Below are 16288 nucleotides of genomic sequence, written 5' to 3' on the forward strand. Positions count from 1 at the left end.
CCCCGGGGTCCGCCCCGTTCCGCCGGTCAGTCGAGCAGCCGGTCGAGCAGCACACTGGCCTCCAGCACCGACATCCCCCGCCCCTCGGTGCAGGCCGCCTCGAACACCGGATCGCCGAGCAGCTCGCGCAGGCTCTCCTCGGCCCGCTCCCGCTCCACCCGGTCGAGGAAGTTGTTGTGGGGCCCGTTCATCGCGGAGTGCGCGCCGAACAGCACGGCGGCCCGCCGGGCCGTGTCGAGGTCCCCGTCGCGCCGGGCGAAGATCTCCAGCACCCCGACCACCGGCGGCAGCAGCATCACCGACAGCTGCTCGACGAACCCGCTCGCGCTCGATTGCACCGCCCGCAGCAACCGCCGCCCCTCGTGGACCAGTTCGAGCCCGCGGTCCGGATCGCCGCCGCGGGCGGTGATCCAGCCCCGGGTGACGGTCAGCATCCCGCCGACCACGTCCGGGGCGAACGCGCCGACCCGCGTCCAGCTCAGCTCCTCCAGCTCGGCCAGCGCCGCCCCGTGGTCGCCGCGCACGCCCTGGATGCCGCAGAGCATCAGGTGCCCGAAGAGCAGCGCCCCGTTGGTCGCCTGGTTGTCGCCCGGCCGGATCCCCTCCAGCGCCTCGCGGATCCGGCGCTCCCCCTCGTCCAGGTCCTCGTCCAGCATCGCCGCGCCCAGGTGCACCCGCAGCATCGGCACCTCCTGCGGCGCGCCCAGCTCCTCGGCCAGCTCGATCGCCCGCCGGTAGGCCTCGACGGCCTCCGCCGAGCGCCCCTGGTTGGCCAGCGACTCGCCGCGCGCGGACAGCGCCTGGGACATCCCCCAGAGGTCGCCGGCCCGGCGGTACAGCTCCAGCGACTCCTCGCCGTCCCGGGTGCTCTGCTCCGCCCCGTTCGGCCAGTCGTTCATCATCTTGGCCCGGATCTGCAGGATGAAGGCCAGGTCGCTGGAGTCGCCGTAGCGCCGGCAGCCCTCCACCGCGTCGTCCAGCAGGTCCTTCATGGCGTCCAGCTGCCCGACCAGGAAGGCGCCGAAGACCCGCATCAGCCCGGGAAAGCGGTAGGCCTGCGGGAGGTCCGGGGTGTAGGCCTCGGTGATCTTGCGGGCCATCGCGACCGCGTCCGGGTCGGCCAGCACGTCCAGGTTGCCCTCGAACAGGCTGATCAGCCGGTAGATGACGACCGCCCGGCGGGCCTCCGCGGCGGCCTCCGGCGGCATCGGCGGCGGGTACTCCAGCACGTGCCGGTCCAGCGGCACCGGCCGGGCGTCCGGGCCGAACGGGTCCGGGCCGAGCTCCAGCACCGCCTCGTACCAGCGGCGGGCCTCCTGGCTGAAGCCGCGCAGCGACCAGTACCAGCTCATGCCCAGCGCCAGCACCAGCGCCTCGCCCTCGTCCCGGCGGTCGACGGCCCGGCGCAACGCGATCCGGATGTTGTCGTGCTCCCGTTCCAGCACCGCCAGCCAGTGCAGCTGCGCCGGGCCGTGGACGTTCAGGTGGGCGGCGCGGACCAGCTCGCGGAAGTGCTCGACGTGCCGCCCCTCGGTCCCGGCGGTCTCCCCTGCCTCGGCCAGCCGCTCGACCGCGTACTCGTGGATGGTCTCCAGCATCCGGTAGCGCGGCGGGCCGTCCCCGTCCAGGTCGGCGACCAGCAGGGACTTGTCGACCAGCGAGAGCAGCAGGTCGGCGACCTCCTCCCCGGGCACCTCGGCACCGTCCGAGCAGACCGCCTCGGCCGCCTCCAGCGTCCAGCCGCCGGCGAACACCGCCAGCCGGCGCAGCACCGCGCGCTCCTGCTTGCCGAGCAGGTCCCAGCTCCAGTCGACCACCGCCCGCAGCGTCTGCTGGCGCGGCAGCAGGGTGCGGCTGCCCGCGGTGAGCAGGGCGAACCGGCCGTCCAGCCGGTCGGCGATCTGCCGGGCCGTCATCACCCGCAGCCGGGCGGCGGCCAGTTCGATGGCCAGCGGCAGGCCGTCCAGCCGGCGGCAGATCTCGGCACAGGCCTCCGGATCGCTCTGCGGGTCGAAGCCGGGGCGGGCGGCGGCGGCCCGCTCGGCCAGCAGCCGCAGCGCGACCGGGTCGGGCAGCGGCTCCACCGGCAGCACGGTCTCCCCCGGCACACCCAGCGGCTCGCGGCTGGTGGCCAGCACGGTCAGGCCGGGGCACTCGGTGAGCAGGCGGTCGGCGAGGTCCGCGGCGGACTGGATCAGGTGCTCGCAGTTGTCCAGGACGAGCAGCATCCGGCGCCGTCCGCAGTGCTCGATCAGCCGGCGCACCGGGTCGTCGTTGCGGGCCTCGATCACCTCGACGACCATGCTGCCGCCGGTGTGCAGGACGGTCTCGCGCAGGCCGAGCGCCGAGACCACCGCGCCGGGCACCGCGTCCGGGCGCTCCACCGGGGCCAGCTCGGCCAGCCAGACACCGTCCGGCCAGTGCCCGGCGCCCTGCTCCAGCCGGCCGGCCTCGACCGACAGCCGGGTCTTGCCGGAGCCGCCGGGGCCGGTCAGGGTGACCAGCCGGCTGGCGGCCAGCACCGAGCGCAGGGCGGCGAGGTCGCTCTCCCGGCCGACGAAGCTGGTGAGCCGGCCGCGCAGGTTGCCCGCGGCGCGGGCCTGCGGGGCCGGGGCGGCGGGCGCCGCGGGCGCGGGTACCGGCTCCGCGGGTACCGGCTCCGCGGGTGCCGCCGGCCGCGCGGGCACCGGAACGGGAGCCTCGACGGGGGCCAGCAGCTCGGCGTAGAGGGTCTGGAGCCGGCGCCCCGGGTCGACGCCGAGCTCGTCCGCCAGGGCGCGCCGGGTGCGCTCGTAGTGGCGCAGCGCCTCGGCCGTCCGGCCGCTCTCGTGCAGCGCCCGCACCATCAGGTACTGCAGCGGCTCGTCCAGCGGCTGCCCCTCGCACAGCTCGGCGAGCTCGGCCACCAGGTCGGCGGCCAGGCCGAGGCCGAGGTCGGCGGTGATCCGGTGCCGGCGGACCTCCTCGCGCTGCGCCTCCAGCCGGGTGGCCGGGCCGCTGCGGTCCGGCAGGTCGGCGAGCGCCGGGCCGCGCCACAGCGCGAGCGCGGCCCGCAGCCGCCCGGCGGCCTCGGCGTGCTCGCCCCGCTCCAGCGCCCGGCGGCCCTCGTCGGCCAGCCGCTGGAACTCGGCGAGGTCGGTCACCGGGTCGGTCAGCCAGTACCCGGCCGGGCCGGAGCCCACCCGGTCACGGCCGATGGTCCGGCGCAGCCGGCCGACCAGGGTCTGCAGCGCCGCCGAGGAGTCCTGCGGCGGCTCGGCGTCCCACACCTCGTCGACCAGCAGGTCGGCCGGCACCGGCCGCCCCTGCCGCAGGGCCAGCGCGGTGAGCAGGGCGCGCAGCCGTGCACCGCCGAGCGGGACCGGGGTGCCGTCGTCGTGGTGGGCGGTGGTGGTGCCGAGGATGCCGTAGTGCACCGCTCCATTCTGGTGGATCGGCGCCGTCCCCCACGCACATTTGTCCGGTCCTCCACCCTGACCCGACCCTGACCCGCCCCTGATTCCCGGGCCCGGCCGGAACCGGTGCCGGCTTCCGTCCGTTCATCCGGGGCGGCTTGTCCGCGGCGGGCCCGCCCGGCATGATCGGCCTCTGCCCAGTCCATGCGACCCCGACCACCGGAGCACCCACACCATGACCTTCGCCGCCACGCAGCGCTCCCGCAGCGAGGACCGCCGGATCAGTCCGGTGTTCTGGGCGCTGCTCGCGATCCTCGTCACCTCCGCCGTGGCGGTCTACCAGGGATACGGCAACGCCCGGTTCGGCGTCTTCCTGTTCGTGGTGGCGGGCTGGATGGTCTCGCTCTGCCTGCACGAGTACGCGCACGCGCGGACCGCGCTGCACGGCGGCGACATCAGCGTCGGCGCCAAGGGCTACCTGACCCTCAACCCGTTCAAGTACGCCAACGCGCTGCTCAGCTTCGTGCTGCCGATCGTCTTCGTGCTGCTCGGCGGCATCGGCCTGCCCGGCGGCGCGGTCTGGATCGAGCGGCACCGGGTGCACGGGCGGCTCAAGCACAGCCTGATCTCGGCCGCCGGCCCGCTGGTGAACCTGCTCGCCGCCGTGCTGCTGCTGGTCCCGGTCGGCGCGGGCTGGCTGGACGACCCGGCGGTGCACGCGGTCTGGAACGGCTACGAGCTGAACGTCTCGCCGTTCGCGCTGGCGCTGGGCTTCCTCGGGATGCTGCAGCTGAGCGCGACCCTGCTCAACCTGCTGCCGGTGCCCGGCCTGGACGGCTACGGGATCGTCGAGCCGTGGCTGTCGCACAAGACCCGGCGGGCGATCGAGCCGTTCGCGCCGTACGGCATGCTGGCCGTCTTCGCGCTGCTCTGGCAGCCGGAGGTGAACCACTGGTTCTTCGAGGCCGTGTACGGCGTGATGGACCTGCTGGGCGTCGACCGCGCCTACCCGCAGGTGGGCCACGAGCTGTTCACGTTCTGGAAGGACTGACCGGGGTCAGGACTGCTCGGCGGCCGCCCGGGCCAGCTTCTCGCGGCGCATGTTCATCCAGAGCACGTTGCTGGCGATGCCCGCCATCGGCAGCCAGATCAGGCCGATCCACCAGCCCTGCACCAGCGAGACCACGGCGGCGGCCAGGGCGAGAACGGCGACGATCGAGGCGAGGACGGACGTGCGGGGCATGGCGGCAGACTCCTGGGGCCGGTGGACGGACGGCCCCCATTGTCGCCGACCTCACCTCCGGACCGGGTCCAGGGGTGAGGTCGGCGCGCCAGTGATTCAGACGTCGGTGATCCGCAGACCGGCGTGGGCCTTGTAGCGGCGGTTGACCGAGATGAGGTTCGCCACCAGCGACTCCACCTGGTGCGCGTTGCGCAGCCGGCCGGCGAAGACGCCGCGCATCCCGGGGATCCGCCCGGCCAGCGCCTGCACGACGTCGGTGGCGGCCCGCTCCTCGCCGAGCACCATCACGTCGGTGTCGATCCGCTCGATCGACTCGTCCTGCAGCAGCACCGCCGACAGGTGGTGGAAGGCGGCGGTCACCCGGGAGTCCGGCAGCAGGGCGGCGGCCTGCTGGGCGGCGCTGCCCTCCTCCGGGACGAGCGCGTAGGCGCCCTGCTTGTCGAAGCCCAGCGGGTTGACGCAGTCCACCACGATCTTGCCGGCCAGCTCCTCGCGGAGCGCGGTGAGCGTGGCGCCGTGGCCGTCCCAGGGCACGGCGACGATCACGATGTCGCTCTCGCGGGCGGTGGCGGCGTTGTCGGCGCCGCGCACGCCGTGGCCGATCGCGTCCGCCGAGGCCTGCGCGCGGGCCGCGTCGCGCGAACCGATGATCACCTGCTGGCCCGCCTTGGCCAGCCGCAGGGCCAGCCCCCGCCCCTGGTCGCCGGTGCCGCCGAGGACACCGACCACGAGCTGCGAGACGTCCGGCAGCTCATGGGCCGGGTTTGTCGCTGAATCGAGGGAAGTCATGGGCCGATCCTGCCAACTTCCGCCCCTCCGCGTCATCCTGTCGGCCATGGACGCGGTGAGAGTTTCGGCACTACGGGAGCGGCTGGCCGGGAGCGGCTGGCCGGAAGCCGTCGGCGACTTCGCCGGTGAGCTGCGGCAGGCGGTCTCCCGGCGCGGCGCGGGCCGCCTGCTGCTGGTCGGCACCGAGGCGTACGAGCCCTGGCACCTGGCCGCCCACCTGAAGGACGAGGCCGCCTGGTCGGACGTGCCCCGGCTGGCCCCGACCCTGCTGCGGCACCGGGTCCCGGCCCAGGCGCCGGCCCATCTGGCGCACGGCCTGGGGCTGCTGACGGAGGCCGGGCGCGGGGCGACCGTGCTGGTGGTCGCGCCGACGGCGGCCGGGGCGACGCTGCTGGAACGGGTGCACGACGCCCGCCGGCACGGCGCGGCGGTGCTGGCGCTGGACGGCGCCGCGCCGGACGGGGCCGCCGGGCCGGGCGGTCCGGCCGCACCCGCCGGGCTCGCCGACCTGGCCGGGCTGGCGCACCGCCGGCTGTCCGTCGGCACGGCCGAGGAGGAGCCGTTCGACCTGGCCCAGCACCTGCTCAGCGCCGCCGCCGGGGAGCGGCCCGCGCGGCGCCCGGTGCTGGACCGGCTGGTGGCACTGCTGACGGCGGGGCCGACGGCCGGCCGCTGGTAGGGCGGGTGCGGCGGGGCGGGTGCGGCGGGGCGGGAGGAGGGAAAATCCGTTGCGGCCCGGCCGGACGCCCCCGCAGGATGGTCGCTCGTGAACAACGCCGACCCGCCCCCGACCGGTCGGGCGAACTCCCTGCTGCGCGCGGTCACCCCCGATCTCTCGCCCTGGCGCTCCTCCCGGGACTTCCGCCTGCTCTGGATCTCCGGCTGTGTGACCAGCTTCGGCAGCTTCCTCACGTACGTCGCGGTACCGCTGCAGATCAAGGAGCTGACCGGCTCGTCCTTCGCGGTCGGCCTGGTCGGCGCCTTCGAGCTGGTCCCGCTGATCGTCTTCGGCCTCTGGGGCGGCGCCCTCGCCGACGCCCTGGACCGCCGACGCCTGGTGCTGTTCGCCGAGGCGGCCCTCGGCCTGCTCAGCGTGCTGCTGCTGGTGAACGCCCTGCTGCCGACGCCGGTGCTGTGGCCCGTCTACCTGGTGGCCGCGCTGGTCGCCGCCGCCGACGGCCTGCAGCGCCCGTCGCTGGACGCGCTGACCCCGCGGGTCGTGCGGCACGACCAGCTGGCCGCCGCCTTCGCCCTCAACTCCCTCTACCGCAACGTCGGTTCGGTGGCCGGCCCGGCCCTGGCGGGCGTCGTGGTGACCTTCGCCGGGGTGCAGACCGCGTACGCGCTGGACGTCGCCACCTTCGGCGCCTCGCTGCTGCTGCTCGCCCGGATCCGCGCCGTCCCGCCGCCGACCGGTGCCGACAAGCCGTCGGTGCGGGCGGTGCTCACCGGGATCCGGTACGCGTGGAGCCGCAAGGACCTGCTGGGCACCTACGCGATCGACCTGTGCGCGATGCTGTTCGCCTTCCCGGTGGCGATCTTCCCGTTCCTGGCCACCGAGTTGCACGCCGACTGGGCGCTCGGCCCGATGTACGCCGCCTCGGCGGCCGGCGCCCTGCTGGTCTCGGTCACCAGCGGCTGGACGTCCCGGATCCACCGGCACGGCCGGCTGCTGCTGGCCGCCGCGCTCGGCTGGGGCGCGGCGATCGCGCTGGCGGGGCTGTCCGGCTCGGTCTGGTGGGTGCTGCTCTGCCTGGCGCTGGCCGGGGGCGCCGACGAGATCAGCGGCATCGCCCGCTCCACGCTGTGGAACCAGTCGATCCCGGACGGGCTGCGCGGCCGGATGGCCGGGGTCGAGCTGCTCAGCTACTCGGTCGGGCCGCAGCTCGGCCAGGTCCGGGCGGGCGGCATGGCCGGGCTGGTCGGCGTCCGGGCCTCGGTGTGGGTCGGCGGCGTCGCCTGCGTGGTGGGCGTGCTGGCGCTGGCCACCGCGCTGCCCCGGCTGCTCTCCTACGACGACCGCACCGATCCGCACGCGGCCGCCGTCCGCGCCGAGCACGCGCGGGCGGCGGCGGAGCGCGAGGCCGCCGAAGGGGCGGCGGCGGAGCAGGCGGCGGGCGCGTCCTGACCCGCTACTCGCCGGGCGCGCCGTCCGGCTTGTCGGTCCAGCGCGGGTCGTTCGTCCACTCCCGGTTGCGCAGCTCGGCGGTCTCCAGCGCGTGCGCCGCCTCCTCCCGGGTGGCGTACGGGCCGAGGCGGTCCTTCGCCGGGCACTCCGGCCCCTCCTCGACCTTGCCGTGCTTGATGCAGTAGAACCACTCACCGGGCCGGCCGGTCGGCTTGCTGCGACGGAATCCCAGGGGCATGGTGTGGTCACCTCCGTGTCGGCGGTCGCGGCGCGCGTTCCCCGCGTCGTCCCGATCATTCCCCGCGACGGCGCCGTCCGCACACCCGCCCCGGCACCGCGCCCGGGGCGGGGGCCCGGCCCCGGCGCCCGGCCACGGCCTGCGGGCCCCGCCAACTAGACTCGCCGCCATGGCACTCGTTCCCGGCATCCAGTCCCCCACCCGCAAGGTCCCGGCGCACATCGCGCGTCCCGAGTACGTCGGCCGGCCCGCCCCGGCGCCGTACACCGGGCCCGAGGTGCAGACCGCCGAGACCGTCGAGAAGATGCGGATCGCCGGCGGGATCGCCGCCCGGGCGATGGCCGAGGCGGCCAAGCTGATCGCGCCCGGCGTCACCACGGACGCGCTGGACGCGGTCGCCCACGCCTACATGTGCGACCACGGCGCCTACCCGTCCGACCTCGGCTACCGGGGCTTCCCCAAGTCGGTCTGCACCTCGATCAACGAGGTCATCTGCCACGGCATCCCGGACTCGACCGTCCTCCAGGACGGTGACATCGTCAACATCGACGCCACCGCGTACATCCACGGGGTGCACGGCGACCTCAACGCCACCTACCTGGTCGGCGACGTGGACGAGGAGTCCCGGCTGCTGGTCGAGCGGACCAGGGAATCGCTCGACCGGGCGATCAAGGCGGTCAAGCCCGGCCGCCGGATCAACGTCATCGGACGGGTCATCGAGTCCTACGCCAAGCGCTTCGACTACGGCGTGGTGCGGGACTTCACCGGCCACGGCATCAACACGTCGTTCCACTCCGGCCTGATCGTCCCGCACTACGACAGCGAGCGGGCCACCGAGGTGATCAAGCCGGGGATGACGTTCACCATCGAGCCGATGCTGACCCTGGGCACCTACGACTACGAGATCTGGCCGGACGGCTGGACCGTCGTCACCAAGGACCGCAAGCGCACCGCCCAGTTCGAGCACACCCTGGTCGTCACGGCGGACGGCGCGGAGGTCCTCACCCTGCCGTAGCCCCGGCCGCTCCGGCGGGCGCCGTCACCCGATGAGCCACTGCTCCTCGGCGACGGCGCCCACCTCGGTGCAGGCGTCGGTCAGCACGTCCAGCACGCGCAGCGGGTCGGGCAGCGGCTGCTCGGGCGCGCGCAGCCACCGCACCTCGGAGCCGTCCGGCAGCGCGGCCGGCGGCAGCAGGGTGTACGAGCCGCGGCAGTGCCAGCGCAGCCCGGGGTGCTCGGACATGGTGTCCGGCGTGGAGTCCAGGGCGCTCGGCCACCACTCGTCCTCGTCCACCGGGGTGCCCCGGGTGGCGGTGAAGAAGAGGTAGCGGTCCTCGCCGACGGCGGCCACCGGGCCCTCGACGCCGAGCGCGGTCAGCCGCTCCAGGGCGAGCCGCCCCGCCTCGGCCGGCACGTCCAGCACGTCGTGGACGCGGCCGGTGGCGGTGATGAAGTTGGCCTGCGGATCGCGGGAGATCCAGCGGGCGAGCTGCTCGGGATCGGTGGTGGCCTGGGTCTGCCAGGCGAAGGAGACCGGGTGCTGGGCGGGGGCCGGACAGGCGACCCGGTCACAGGAACAGCGGTAGCCGGCCGGATGGGCGGCGGGGGCGAGCGGGAACCCGGCGCGGACCGCGCCGAGCAGCTGGTCCAGTCTGGCGGCGGGGGTGTCCGCGGCCGCCGGCCGTCCCCGCTCACGATCACGCTTCTGCCACCAGGCCGTCCACCTGCCGCCGGATTCCATCGGGCCCCTTCCGCGCATGGCCGTGCCTGGTGTGACACAGCGTTCGACGTACCACTCCGACGCAACGCACGGCGCCCCCCGCTGCTTCCCGGGTGGTGCTCGGCCCTGCAGTCCCGCGCCCTGCCGGCCGGAGCCGGGGTTGCCGGACGGCCGACGCCGGGGTCACGGTACGGAGTCACTGCGGCACGACGGCTGCGGCTCGGCGGCCCGGCGGGCACGGTGAGGTGCGCCTCGCCCGGCCCGTACGGGCCCGCTGACCCGGGTGGACCCCGAGGGCGTAACAGGAAGGATAAGGGTGCGCGGACCCTGTGGATGACCGGGGTCGGTGCCTCTCCGGTCACACCCCGGCCACCGGGCCCCCACACCGCCTCCGCCGCCGCGGCACACCGCCGCGGGGTGAGACCCTGGTGGGGTGAAGAGCGCGGACACCGAATTCGTCGGCGGCCCCCTGGACGGCCGGATCCTCCCCATCCCGCTGGGACCGATGTACGGCGTGCCCAAGAAGTACACCGTGCCGGTCCCTTCGCACGGGGACACCCCGGCGCGCACACTGGTGTACGTCCGGGCCAAGCAGCAGCGGGGCGCCCGCTGGTACTGGCGCTACGAGTACGACGAGGCGGCCACCGCCCTCGCCTCCGGGTGACGGCCGCCTCCCCGCGCGGGAGGACGGCGATGGCGAGAACCGTACGGCACCCCAGGACCCGGGCCGAGGCCGTGGCGCACCACAACCGGCAGGTGGCCGCGGTCACGGCCGGCCTGCTGGTGGTGGTCAGCGTCTACAGCGCGGTGCTCGGCTCCAACGGCTGGCTCTGGTTCGGCTGGACGGTGCTGCTGCTCGCGTGCGTGGCGCTGTTCGCCGTCCGCCCCTGAGCAGCAGCACCCCGCACCTGCCGGCGGTACCGGTCAGGCGTCCTCGGCGAGGATCAGGTACAGCTTCTTGCGGGCCTCGTTGAGCACCTCCAGGCCCTTGGCCCGCTGCGCCTCGCTGCCCGTTCCCATGACCTGCCGGACGGCGTTCTCCACGGCGCCGAGCGCCTGGCCGACCTCCTGGACCGCGGCCCAGTCGACCTCCTGGCCGGCCTCGGCCCACGGCTCGTCCGGCCCGGCCTCGGCCTCGGTCCGCCCCGCCTCGGTGAGCGAGACCAGCCGCTTGCCGCCGGTCTCCTCGGCCGTGACCAGGCCCTCCTCCTCCAGCAGCTGGAGGGTCGGGTAGACCGAACCGGGGCTCGGCCGCCATGCCCCGCCGGACCGCTCGGCGATCTCGGCGATCATCTCGTAGCCGTGCATCGGCCGCTCCCTGAGCAGCGCCAGCAGCGAGGCGCGCACGTCCCCGCGCCGGGCCCGCCCACCGCGCCGGCCGCGGACCCACGGCGGCGGCCCGCCGAAGCCGCCCCGGGCCCACGGCGGGCCCGGCCGTCCGCCCGGCCCGCCGCCGAACGGCGGCGGACCGAAGGGGCCGAACGCCCCCCGGCCCTCGTAGCGCTCGCCGGGCATCCCGACGAACTCCGGCCCCGGGCGGCAGCCGCCGGGACCTCCCTCTCCACGGAATCGTCCTGGGCGCATCGCACCCACCTCCCGATCGGGCCGCTCCGAGGCGGCCCACTAGTCGATCACCAGACGATCGTTCGAGGCAGTCGAGTCACTGTCTCGATATCTCGACGATATATCGGTGACTATCGACCGTCAACGCTTTCCGATACACCGTCCACCACTGCCCGGCGCCCGGCCGCTACGGTGCGGGGCATGGCCGGAGAACGAGACCTCGCGACACTGCTGCGCGACCTGCGCCCCCAGCTCAACCCGGGGCGGTACGTCTACTGCACGCTGCCCACCAAGGTGCCCGCCGGACTGCGGCCGGTGGCCACGGTCGCCGAACCCGAGGGGGTGACGGTGGTGGTCGCCCAGGAGGAGGCCGACGCGCTCGGCCTGCGCTACGCGTACGTCGCCGCCTGGATCACCCTGCGGGTCCACTCGGCGCTGGAGGCCGTCGGCCTGACCGCCGCCGTCGCCACCCGGCTGGCCGAGGAGGGGATCAGCTGCAACCTGATGGCCGGCTTCCACCACGACCACCTCTTCGTCGCCGCCGACGACGCCGACCGGGCCGTCCGGGCCCTGGAGGACCTCTCCGCCCGCGCCGCCTCCGGCGGCTGACCGGACGGGCCCCGCCGGGTGGCCGCCCCGCCGGGGGCCCCGGAGACTGGAGGGGCCGGGCACCCGCGCCCGGCCCCTCCCGCCCCTCCCCCACCGCCCGGAAGGAAGTGCGCCGCCATGGCCATCTGCGTCACCTGCGGCAACGACTACTGGCTCGCCTTCGAGATCAAGACGATCACCGGCGACGTCTACACCTTCGACAGCTTCGAGTGCGCGATGGAGAAGCTCGCGCCGCGCTGCGAGCAGTGCACCGTCCGGATCGTCGGCCACGGCGTCGAGGTCGCCGGCATGTTCTTCTGCGGCGCCCACTGCGCCCGCGTCAGCGGCGGCCTCGGCGACCAGGTCCGCGACGCCGTCGGCACCCACCCGGGGTGACCCGTCAGCACGACGAAGGCCCTCCGACCCGCTGCTTCGCGGGCCGGAGGGCCTTCGTTCACGTCGGCGACGGAAGAGCCGGCCTGTACGCCGGGTTTTGTCTCCCGGGCCGCTTGCGCGAGCCGGGGAGGCGGCCATCCATCTAGGACTGCCGTTGCCGACAGCCTCGTGCGGTCTACCCGCGGACTCGGGCGAGCAGCCCTCGGTCATCCGCGCACAGCGCCCTGAGGCGCCGATCTTGACCTTGCTCCAGGTGGGGTTTACCGAGCCGGCCGGGTCACCCCGGCCGCTGGTGGTCTCTTACACCACCGTTTCACCCTTACCCGTCGCCGAAGCGGCGGGCGGTCTGTTTTCTGTGGCACTGTCCCGCGGGTCACCCCGGGTGGGCGTTACCCACCACCCTGCTCTGTGGAGCCCGGACGTTCCTCGGCGGGCCCTGAGGACCCGTCGCGACCGCCCGGCCGACTCTTCCGCCGTAGTGGTCATGGTAGCCGCTCAGGCGGGGCCTCCCGAACCCCGGGGCGGGTGAGGGGCGGGTCGCCGCCGAGGCGGGCGGCCACCCGGGTGGCCGTGGCGGTGCCCCAGGCGGAGGTGGTGACCAGGCCGAGGAGCCCGATCGCGGCACCCAGGCCCGCCACGATGTACCAGCCCGCGTGGCTGGCCGGGGCGAAGCCGGTGGCGACCGTGCCGACCACCGACGAGGTGACCACGGTGCCGATCACCGCGACGCCGAGCGACTGGCCGACCTGCCGGCTGGTGGAGGCGACCGCCGCCGCCACGCCCGCCTGGGCGCGCGGCATGCCGGAGACGGCGGCGTTGGTGATCGGCGCGTTCACGAAGCCGAAGCCGAAGCCGAACAGCCCGTACGCGGCCAGCAGCAGGCCCGGCGGGGAGTCCGCCGCCAGCCGGGTGAGCAGCAGGCCGCTGGCGACCAGGCCGAGGCCGGCCAGCACCAGCGGCAGCCGCGGGCCCCGGGCGCCGACGATCCGGCCCGAGACCGGCGCGCAGACCAGCATCATCCCGGCCATCGGCAGCGTCCACAGGCCCGCCTCCACCGGGCTGTAGCCGCGGACGTCCTGGAGGTAGAGGGTGTTCAGGAAGAGGAAGCCGCCGAGCGAGGCGAAGGCGCAGACGGCCGTCACGGTGGCGCCGGTGAACGGCGCGCTGCGGAAGAACCGCGGGTCGACCAGCGGCTCGGCGACCCGCCGCTCCCACAGCGGGAAGGCCACCAGCGCGGCGAGCGCCGCCGCGGCCAGGCCGAGGATCAGCGGGGAGGTCCAGCCGTTCGCCGGGCCCTCGATGATCGCGCCGGTGCCGCAGCCGAGCAGCACCATCATCAGCAGTTGGCCCACCGGGTCCAGCCGGCGGGCCCGCGGCGCGCGCGACTCGGGGACGTAGCGGGCGGTCAGCAGGCAGGCCAGCAGGCCGACCGGGACGTTGATCAGGAAGATCGCCGGCCAGCCGGCGGCGTGCACCAGGAAGCCGCCGAGCAGCGGTCCGAGCGCCATCGAGATGCCGACCACGCCGCCCCAGACGCCGATCGCCCGGGCGCGTTCGCGCGGCTCGGTGAAGGTGTTGGTGATGATCGACATCGCCACCGGGTTGAGCATCGAGCCGCCGACCGCCTGCAGCGCCCGGAACGCCACCAGCCACCCCAGGCCGGGCGCCAGGCTGCAGAGCAGCGAGCCGAGCACGAACACCAGCAGGCCGGTCTGGAACACCCGGCGGCGGCCGAAGCGGTCGGCCAGCGAGCCGAACAGCATCAGCAGCGAGGCCAGCACCAGGGTGTAGGCGTCGATGATCCACTGCAGGCCGGAGGCGGGGGCGTCCAGGTCCCGCTGGATCTGCGGCAGGGCGATGTTCACCACGGTGTTGTCGAGCCCGACGATGAACAGGCTCAGGCAGCAGATCGCCAGGATCAGCTGCCGGTGGCGCCGGTCGGGGCCGGGACCGGGACCGGGGCCGGCGGACGGCGGACTCGCGGGGGTCGCTTCGGGCACGGGTCGATCCTCCCACCCGGGTGGGCGTCGGGCGGTGGCGGAGCGGACCGTCCGGGTGGCGGGGCGGCACGCGCGAGCCCGCCGCCCGGACGCGCGCCGGGCGCCCGGCGCGGACGTCGGCGCCGGTCGGGACGCCCGCCGCCGGTCACCGGCCGTTTCCGGGGGCGGGGGCCGGTTGCGTAGGGTGGCGTGGTCGCTGCCCCGAAGTGTGGAGGAGTCCGTCGTGCTGGTGCTGTTGCCGCCCTCGGAGGGGAAGGCCGCGTCCGGGGACGGTGTGCCGGTGGCGCTCGACGGGCTGTCGTTGGCCGGACTGACGGCGGCCCGGGCGGAGGTGCTGGAGGCGCTGGTCTCGCTCTGCCGCGGGGACGAGGACGTCGCCGCCGGGGTGCTGGGACTCAGCCCGGGGCTGCGCGGCGAGGTCGCGCGCAACGCCTCGCTGCCGACGGCCGGGGCGCTCCCGGCCGGGCAGGTGTACACGGGCGTGCTGTTCGACAACCTCGGTCTGGCGACGCTGGACGAGGCCGCGTACGGCCGGGCCGAGCGGAGCCTGCTGGTCTTCTCCGGGCTCTGGGGCGCGGTGCGGATCGGTGACCGGATCCCGCCGTACCGCTGCTCGATGGGTGTGAAACTCCCCGGCCCGGGGGCGCTGGGCGCGTACTGGCGGCGCGCGATGGCGGATGTGCTGCCGGAGGTCGCCGACGGCCTGGTGCTGGACCTGCGCTCCTCCGCCTACGCGGCGGCGTGGAAGCCGGCCGGCGAGGTGGTCTCCCGGACGGCGACCGTACGGGTGCTCCAGGAGCGGGACGGCCGGCGGACCGTCGTCAGCCACTTCAACAAGGCCACCAAGGGCCGGCTGGTCCGCGACCTGCTGGTGGCGGGCGCCGAGCCGAAGACCCCCGGCGAGCTGCTGGACGCGCTGACCGGGCTGGGCCACCGGGTGGAGGTCGCCGCCGAGGGCACCGCGCGCAAGCCGTGGCAGCTGGACGTGGTGGTCACCGAGGTGCACTGAGCAGGAGGCGCGCCGGGTACGGCGCACGCCGGGGGCCGGTCGGCCGATCCGACCGGCCCGCGGCGTTCCTCAGCGCAGGTGCCCGGTGTCGTTGAGCAGTCGCAGCGAGGCGTTGCCGTCCGCGTAGTACTGGACGGCGCAGAACGAGGCGGCGGACAGCTCCATCCGGTACAGCGAGTCCGGCGGGGCGCCGAGCGCCAGCCGGACCAGCGTCTTGATCGGGCTGACGTGCGAGACCACCAGCACGGTCTTGCCGGGGTAGCGGGCGAGGATCTTGTCCCGGGCCACCCCGACCCGGTGGGTGAGGGTCGCGAAGCTCTCGCCGCCGCCGGTCGGCCGGGCCTTGGTGGAGCCGAGCCAGGCGGTGAGGTCGTCCGGGTGGCGCTCCCGCGCCTCGGCGAAGGTCAGCCCCTCCCAGGCGCCGAAGTCGACCTCGCGCAGCCCCTCCTCGTACCGGACCTCCAGGCCCAGCCGGGCGGCGACGGCCTCCGCGGTCTGCCGGGTGCGCCGCATCGGCGAGGCGACCACGGCCTGGATCGAGCCCCGCGCGGCGAGCGCCTCGGCGGCCCGGTCGGCCTGCCAGCGGCCCTTCTCGGAGAGCTCCGGGTCGGTGCCGCCGCTGCCGGAGAAGCGCTTCTCCGGGGTGAGGTGCGTCTCGCCGTGCCGGAGCAGGACGAACGTGGTCGGGGTGCCGAGGTCCGCCGGGGCCGCCCAGCCCGCCTTGGGCGCGGCGGTCTCCAGCGGCTCCGGTTCCGCGGCGGAGGGCACGGACGCGGCGGCCGACCTGGGCTCCCACTGGCGGCCGGCCTTGCCGGCGTCCATCGCCTCGTTGGCGAGCCGGTCGGCGTCCTTGTTCTTCTCGCGCGGGATCCAGCTGTACCGGACCCGCCCGCGCGGGAAGACCTCACGGGCCTCGGCGGCGAGCGGCTGCATGTCCGGGTGCTTGATCTTCCAGCGTCCGGACATCTGCTCGACGACCAGCTTGGAGTCCATCCGCACGTCCACCGAGGCGTCCGGGTCGATCTCCCGGGCCGCGCGCAGCCCGGCGATCAGCCCCTTGTACTCGGCCACGTTGTTGGTCGCGTGCCCGATGAACTCGGCCGCCTCGGCGAGGAGCTGCCCGGTGTCGCCGTCGCGGACCACCGCGCCGTAGCCGGCCGGCCCCGGGTTGCCCCGGGACCCGCCGTCCGCCTCGACGACGAACCTGCGCGCCGCCACC

At 75.1% G+C, this 16288-nt stretch carries 17 protein-coding genes and 1 other RNA gene; 9 read left to right on the plus strand and 9 right to left on the minus strand.

The features are described from left to right. Positions 1-26: 26 nt before the first annotated feature. Positions 27-3416 carry a BTAD domain-containing putative transcriptional regulator gene (locus ACFC0B_RS09800; RefSeq protein WP_376084316.1) on the minus strand — a complete coding sequence of 1130 codons (3390 nt, stop codon included), beginning with the start codon at positions 3414-3416 and terminating at the stop codon, positions 27-29. A 214-nt stretch (positions 3417-3630) separates the two neighbouring features. On the opposite strand from ACFC0B_RS09800, the gene ACFC0B_RS09805 reads away from it, so the two are divergent. Beyond that, a complete protein-coding gene (locus ACFC0B_RS09805; protein ID WP_376084318.1) occupies positions 3631-4446 on the plus strand; it encodes a site-2 protease family protein in 816 nt (271 codons plus the stop codon). A 6-nt stretch (positions 4447-4452) separates the two neighbouring features. On the opposite strand, the gene ACFC0B_RS09810 is transcribed toward ACFC0B_RS09805, so the two are convergent. After that, complete coding sequence (locus ACFC0B_RS09810; protein ID WP_376084320.1) at positions 4453-4638, minus strand: hypothetical protein; 186 nt, start codon at positions 4636-4638, stop codon at positions 4453-4455. Positions 4639-4734: 96 nt separating this feature from the next. Then, positions 4735-5427 carry an NADPH-dependent F420 reductase gene (gene npdG, locus ACFC0B_RS09815; protein WP_376084321.1) on the minus strand — a complete coding sequence of 231 codons (693 nt, stop codon included), beginning with the start codon at positions 5425-5427 and terminating at the stop codon, positions 4735-4737. Between the two features lie 46 nt (positions 5428-5473). Here npdG and ACFC0B_RS09820 point away from each other — a divergent pair, with 46 nt between their 5' ends. Next, a complete protein-coding gene (locus ACFC0B_RS09820; protein WP_376084323.1) occupies positions 5474-6106 on the plus strand; it encodes a hypothetical protein in 633 nt (210 codons plus the stop codon). An 87-nt stretch (positions 6107-6193) separates the two neighbouring features. After that, a complete protein-coding gene (locus ACFC0B_RS09825; protein ID WP_376084324.1) occupies positions 6194-7555 on the plus strand; it encodes an MFS transporter in 1362 nt (453 codons plus the stop codon). Positions 7556-7559: 4 nt separating this feature from the next. Here ACFC0B_RS09825 and ACFC0B_RS09830 read toward each other — a convergent pair whose 3' ends face one another. Beyond that, positions 7560-7793, minus strand: a complete 234-nt coding sequence (locus ACFC0B_RS09830) for a hypothetical protein (RefSeq protein ID WP_376084325.1) — start codon at positions 7791-7793, stop codon at positions 7560-7562. A gap of 169 nt (positions 7794-7962) precedes the next feature. On the opposite strand from ACFC0B_RS09830, the gene map reads away from it, so the two are divergent. Further along, positions 7963-8808 carry a type I methionyl aminopeptidase gene (map, locus tag ACFC0B_RS09835; RefSeq protein ID WP_376084327.1) on the plus strand — a complete coding sequence of 282 codons (846 nt, stop codon included), beginning with the start codon at positions 7963-7965 and terminating at the stop codon, positions 8806-8808. Positions 8809-8832: 24 nt separating this feature from the next. On the opposite strand, the gene ACFC0B_RS09840 is transcribed toward map, so the two are convergent. Further along, on the minus strand, positions 8833-9534 hold the full coding sequence (locus ACFC0B_RS09840) for a bifunctional DNA primase/polymerase (RefSeq protein WP_376084329.1): 702 nt from the start codon (positions 9532-9534) through the stop codon (positions 8833-8835). Positions 9535-9946: 412 nt separating this feature from the next. Between ACFC0B_RS09840 and ACFC0B_RS09845 the strand changes: the two genes are divergently transcribed. Together ACFC0B_RS09845 and ACFC0B_RS09850 are read left to right on the plus strand one after the other, a co-directional pair. Further along, positions 9947-10177, plus strand: coding sequence for a hypothetical protein (locus ACFC0B_RS09845; protein WP_376084330.1), 231 nt, complete (start codon positions 9947-9949; stop codon positions 10175-10177). Between the two features lie 29 nt (positions 10178-10206). Continuing rightward, the gene (locus tag ACFC0B_RS09850) at positions 10207-10404 is read left to right on the plus strand and encodes a hypothetical protein (protein ID WP_376084331.1); all 198 of its coding nucleotides are present in this window, start codon (positions 10207-10209) and stop codon (positions 10402-10404) included. Between the two features lie 33 nt (positions 10405-10437). On the opposite strand, the gene ACFC0B_RS09855 is transcribed toward ACFC0B_RS09850, so the two are convergent. Next, the gene (locus ACFC0B_RS09855) at positions 10438-11028 is read right to left on the minus strand and encodes a PadR family transcriptional regulator (RefSeq protein WP_376084332.1); all 591 of its coding nucleotides are present in this window, start codon (positions 11026-11028) and stop codon (positions 10438-10440) included. A gap of 249 nt (positions 11029-11277) precedes the next feature. Here ACFC0B_RS09855 and ACFC0B_RS09860 point away from each other — a divergent pair, with 249 nt between their 5' ends. Next, positions 11278-11685: an ACT domain-containing protein gene (locus tag ACFC0B_RS09860; RefSeq protein WP_376084333.1), complete on the plus strand. Its 408-nt coding sequence runs from the start codon at positions 11278-11280 to the stop codon at positions 11683-11685. Positions 11686-11802: 117 nt separating this feature from the next. Next, positions 11803-12060 carry a Prokaryotic metallothionein gene (locus ACFC0B_RS09865; RefSeq protein WP_376084335.1) on the plus strand — a complete coding sequence of 86 codons (258 nt, stop codon included), beginning with the start codon at positions 11803-11805 and terminating at the stop codon, positions 12058-12060. Between the two features lie 70 nt (positions 12061-12130). Here ACFC0B_RS09865 and rnpB read toward each other — a convergent pair. Then, positions 12131-12529, minus strand: an RNA gene (rnpB, locus tag ACFC0B_RS09870) — RNase P RNA component class A. 13 nt (positions 12530-12542) lie between these two features. Then, positions 12543-14060: an MFS transporter gene (locus ACFC0B_RS09875; RefSeq protein ID WP_376084337.1), complete on the minus strand. Its 1518-nt coding sequence runs from the start codon at positions 14058-14060 to the stop codon at positions 12543-12545. A gap of 223 nt (positions 14061-14283) precedes the next feature. Here ACFC0B_RS09875 and yaaA point away from each other — a divergent pair, with 223 nt between their 5' ends. Next, a complete protein-coding gene (gene yaaA, locus ACFC0B_RS09880; RefSeq protein WP_376084339.1) occupies positions 14284-15069 on the plus strand; it encodes a peroxide stress protein YaaA in 786 nt (261 codons plus the stop codon). A gap of 69 nt (positions 15070-15138) precedes the next feature. On the opposite strand, the gene ACFC0B_RS09885 is transcribed toward yaaA, so the two are convergent. Further along, positions 15139-16287 carry a bifunctional RNase H/acid phosphatase gene (locus ACFC0B_RS09885; protein WP_376084341.1) on the minus strand — a complete coding sequence of 383 codons (1149 nt, stop codon included), beginning with the start codon at positions 16285-16287 and terminating at the stop codon, positions 15139-15141. Position 16288 lies beyond the last annotated feature (1 nt).

Source organism: Kitasatospora sp. NPDC056184, from assembly GCF_042268405.1.
GTDB lineage: Bacteria > Actinomycetota > Actinomycetes > Streptomycetales > Streptomycetaceae > Kitasatospora.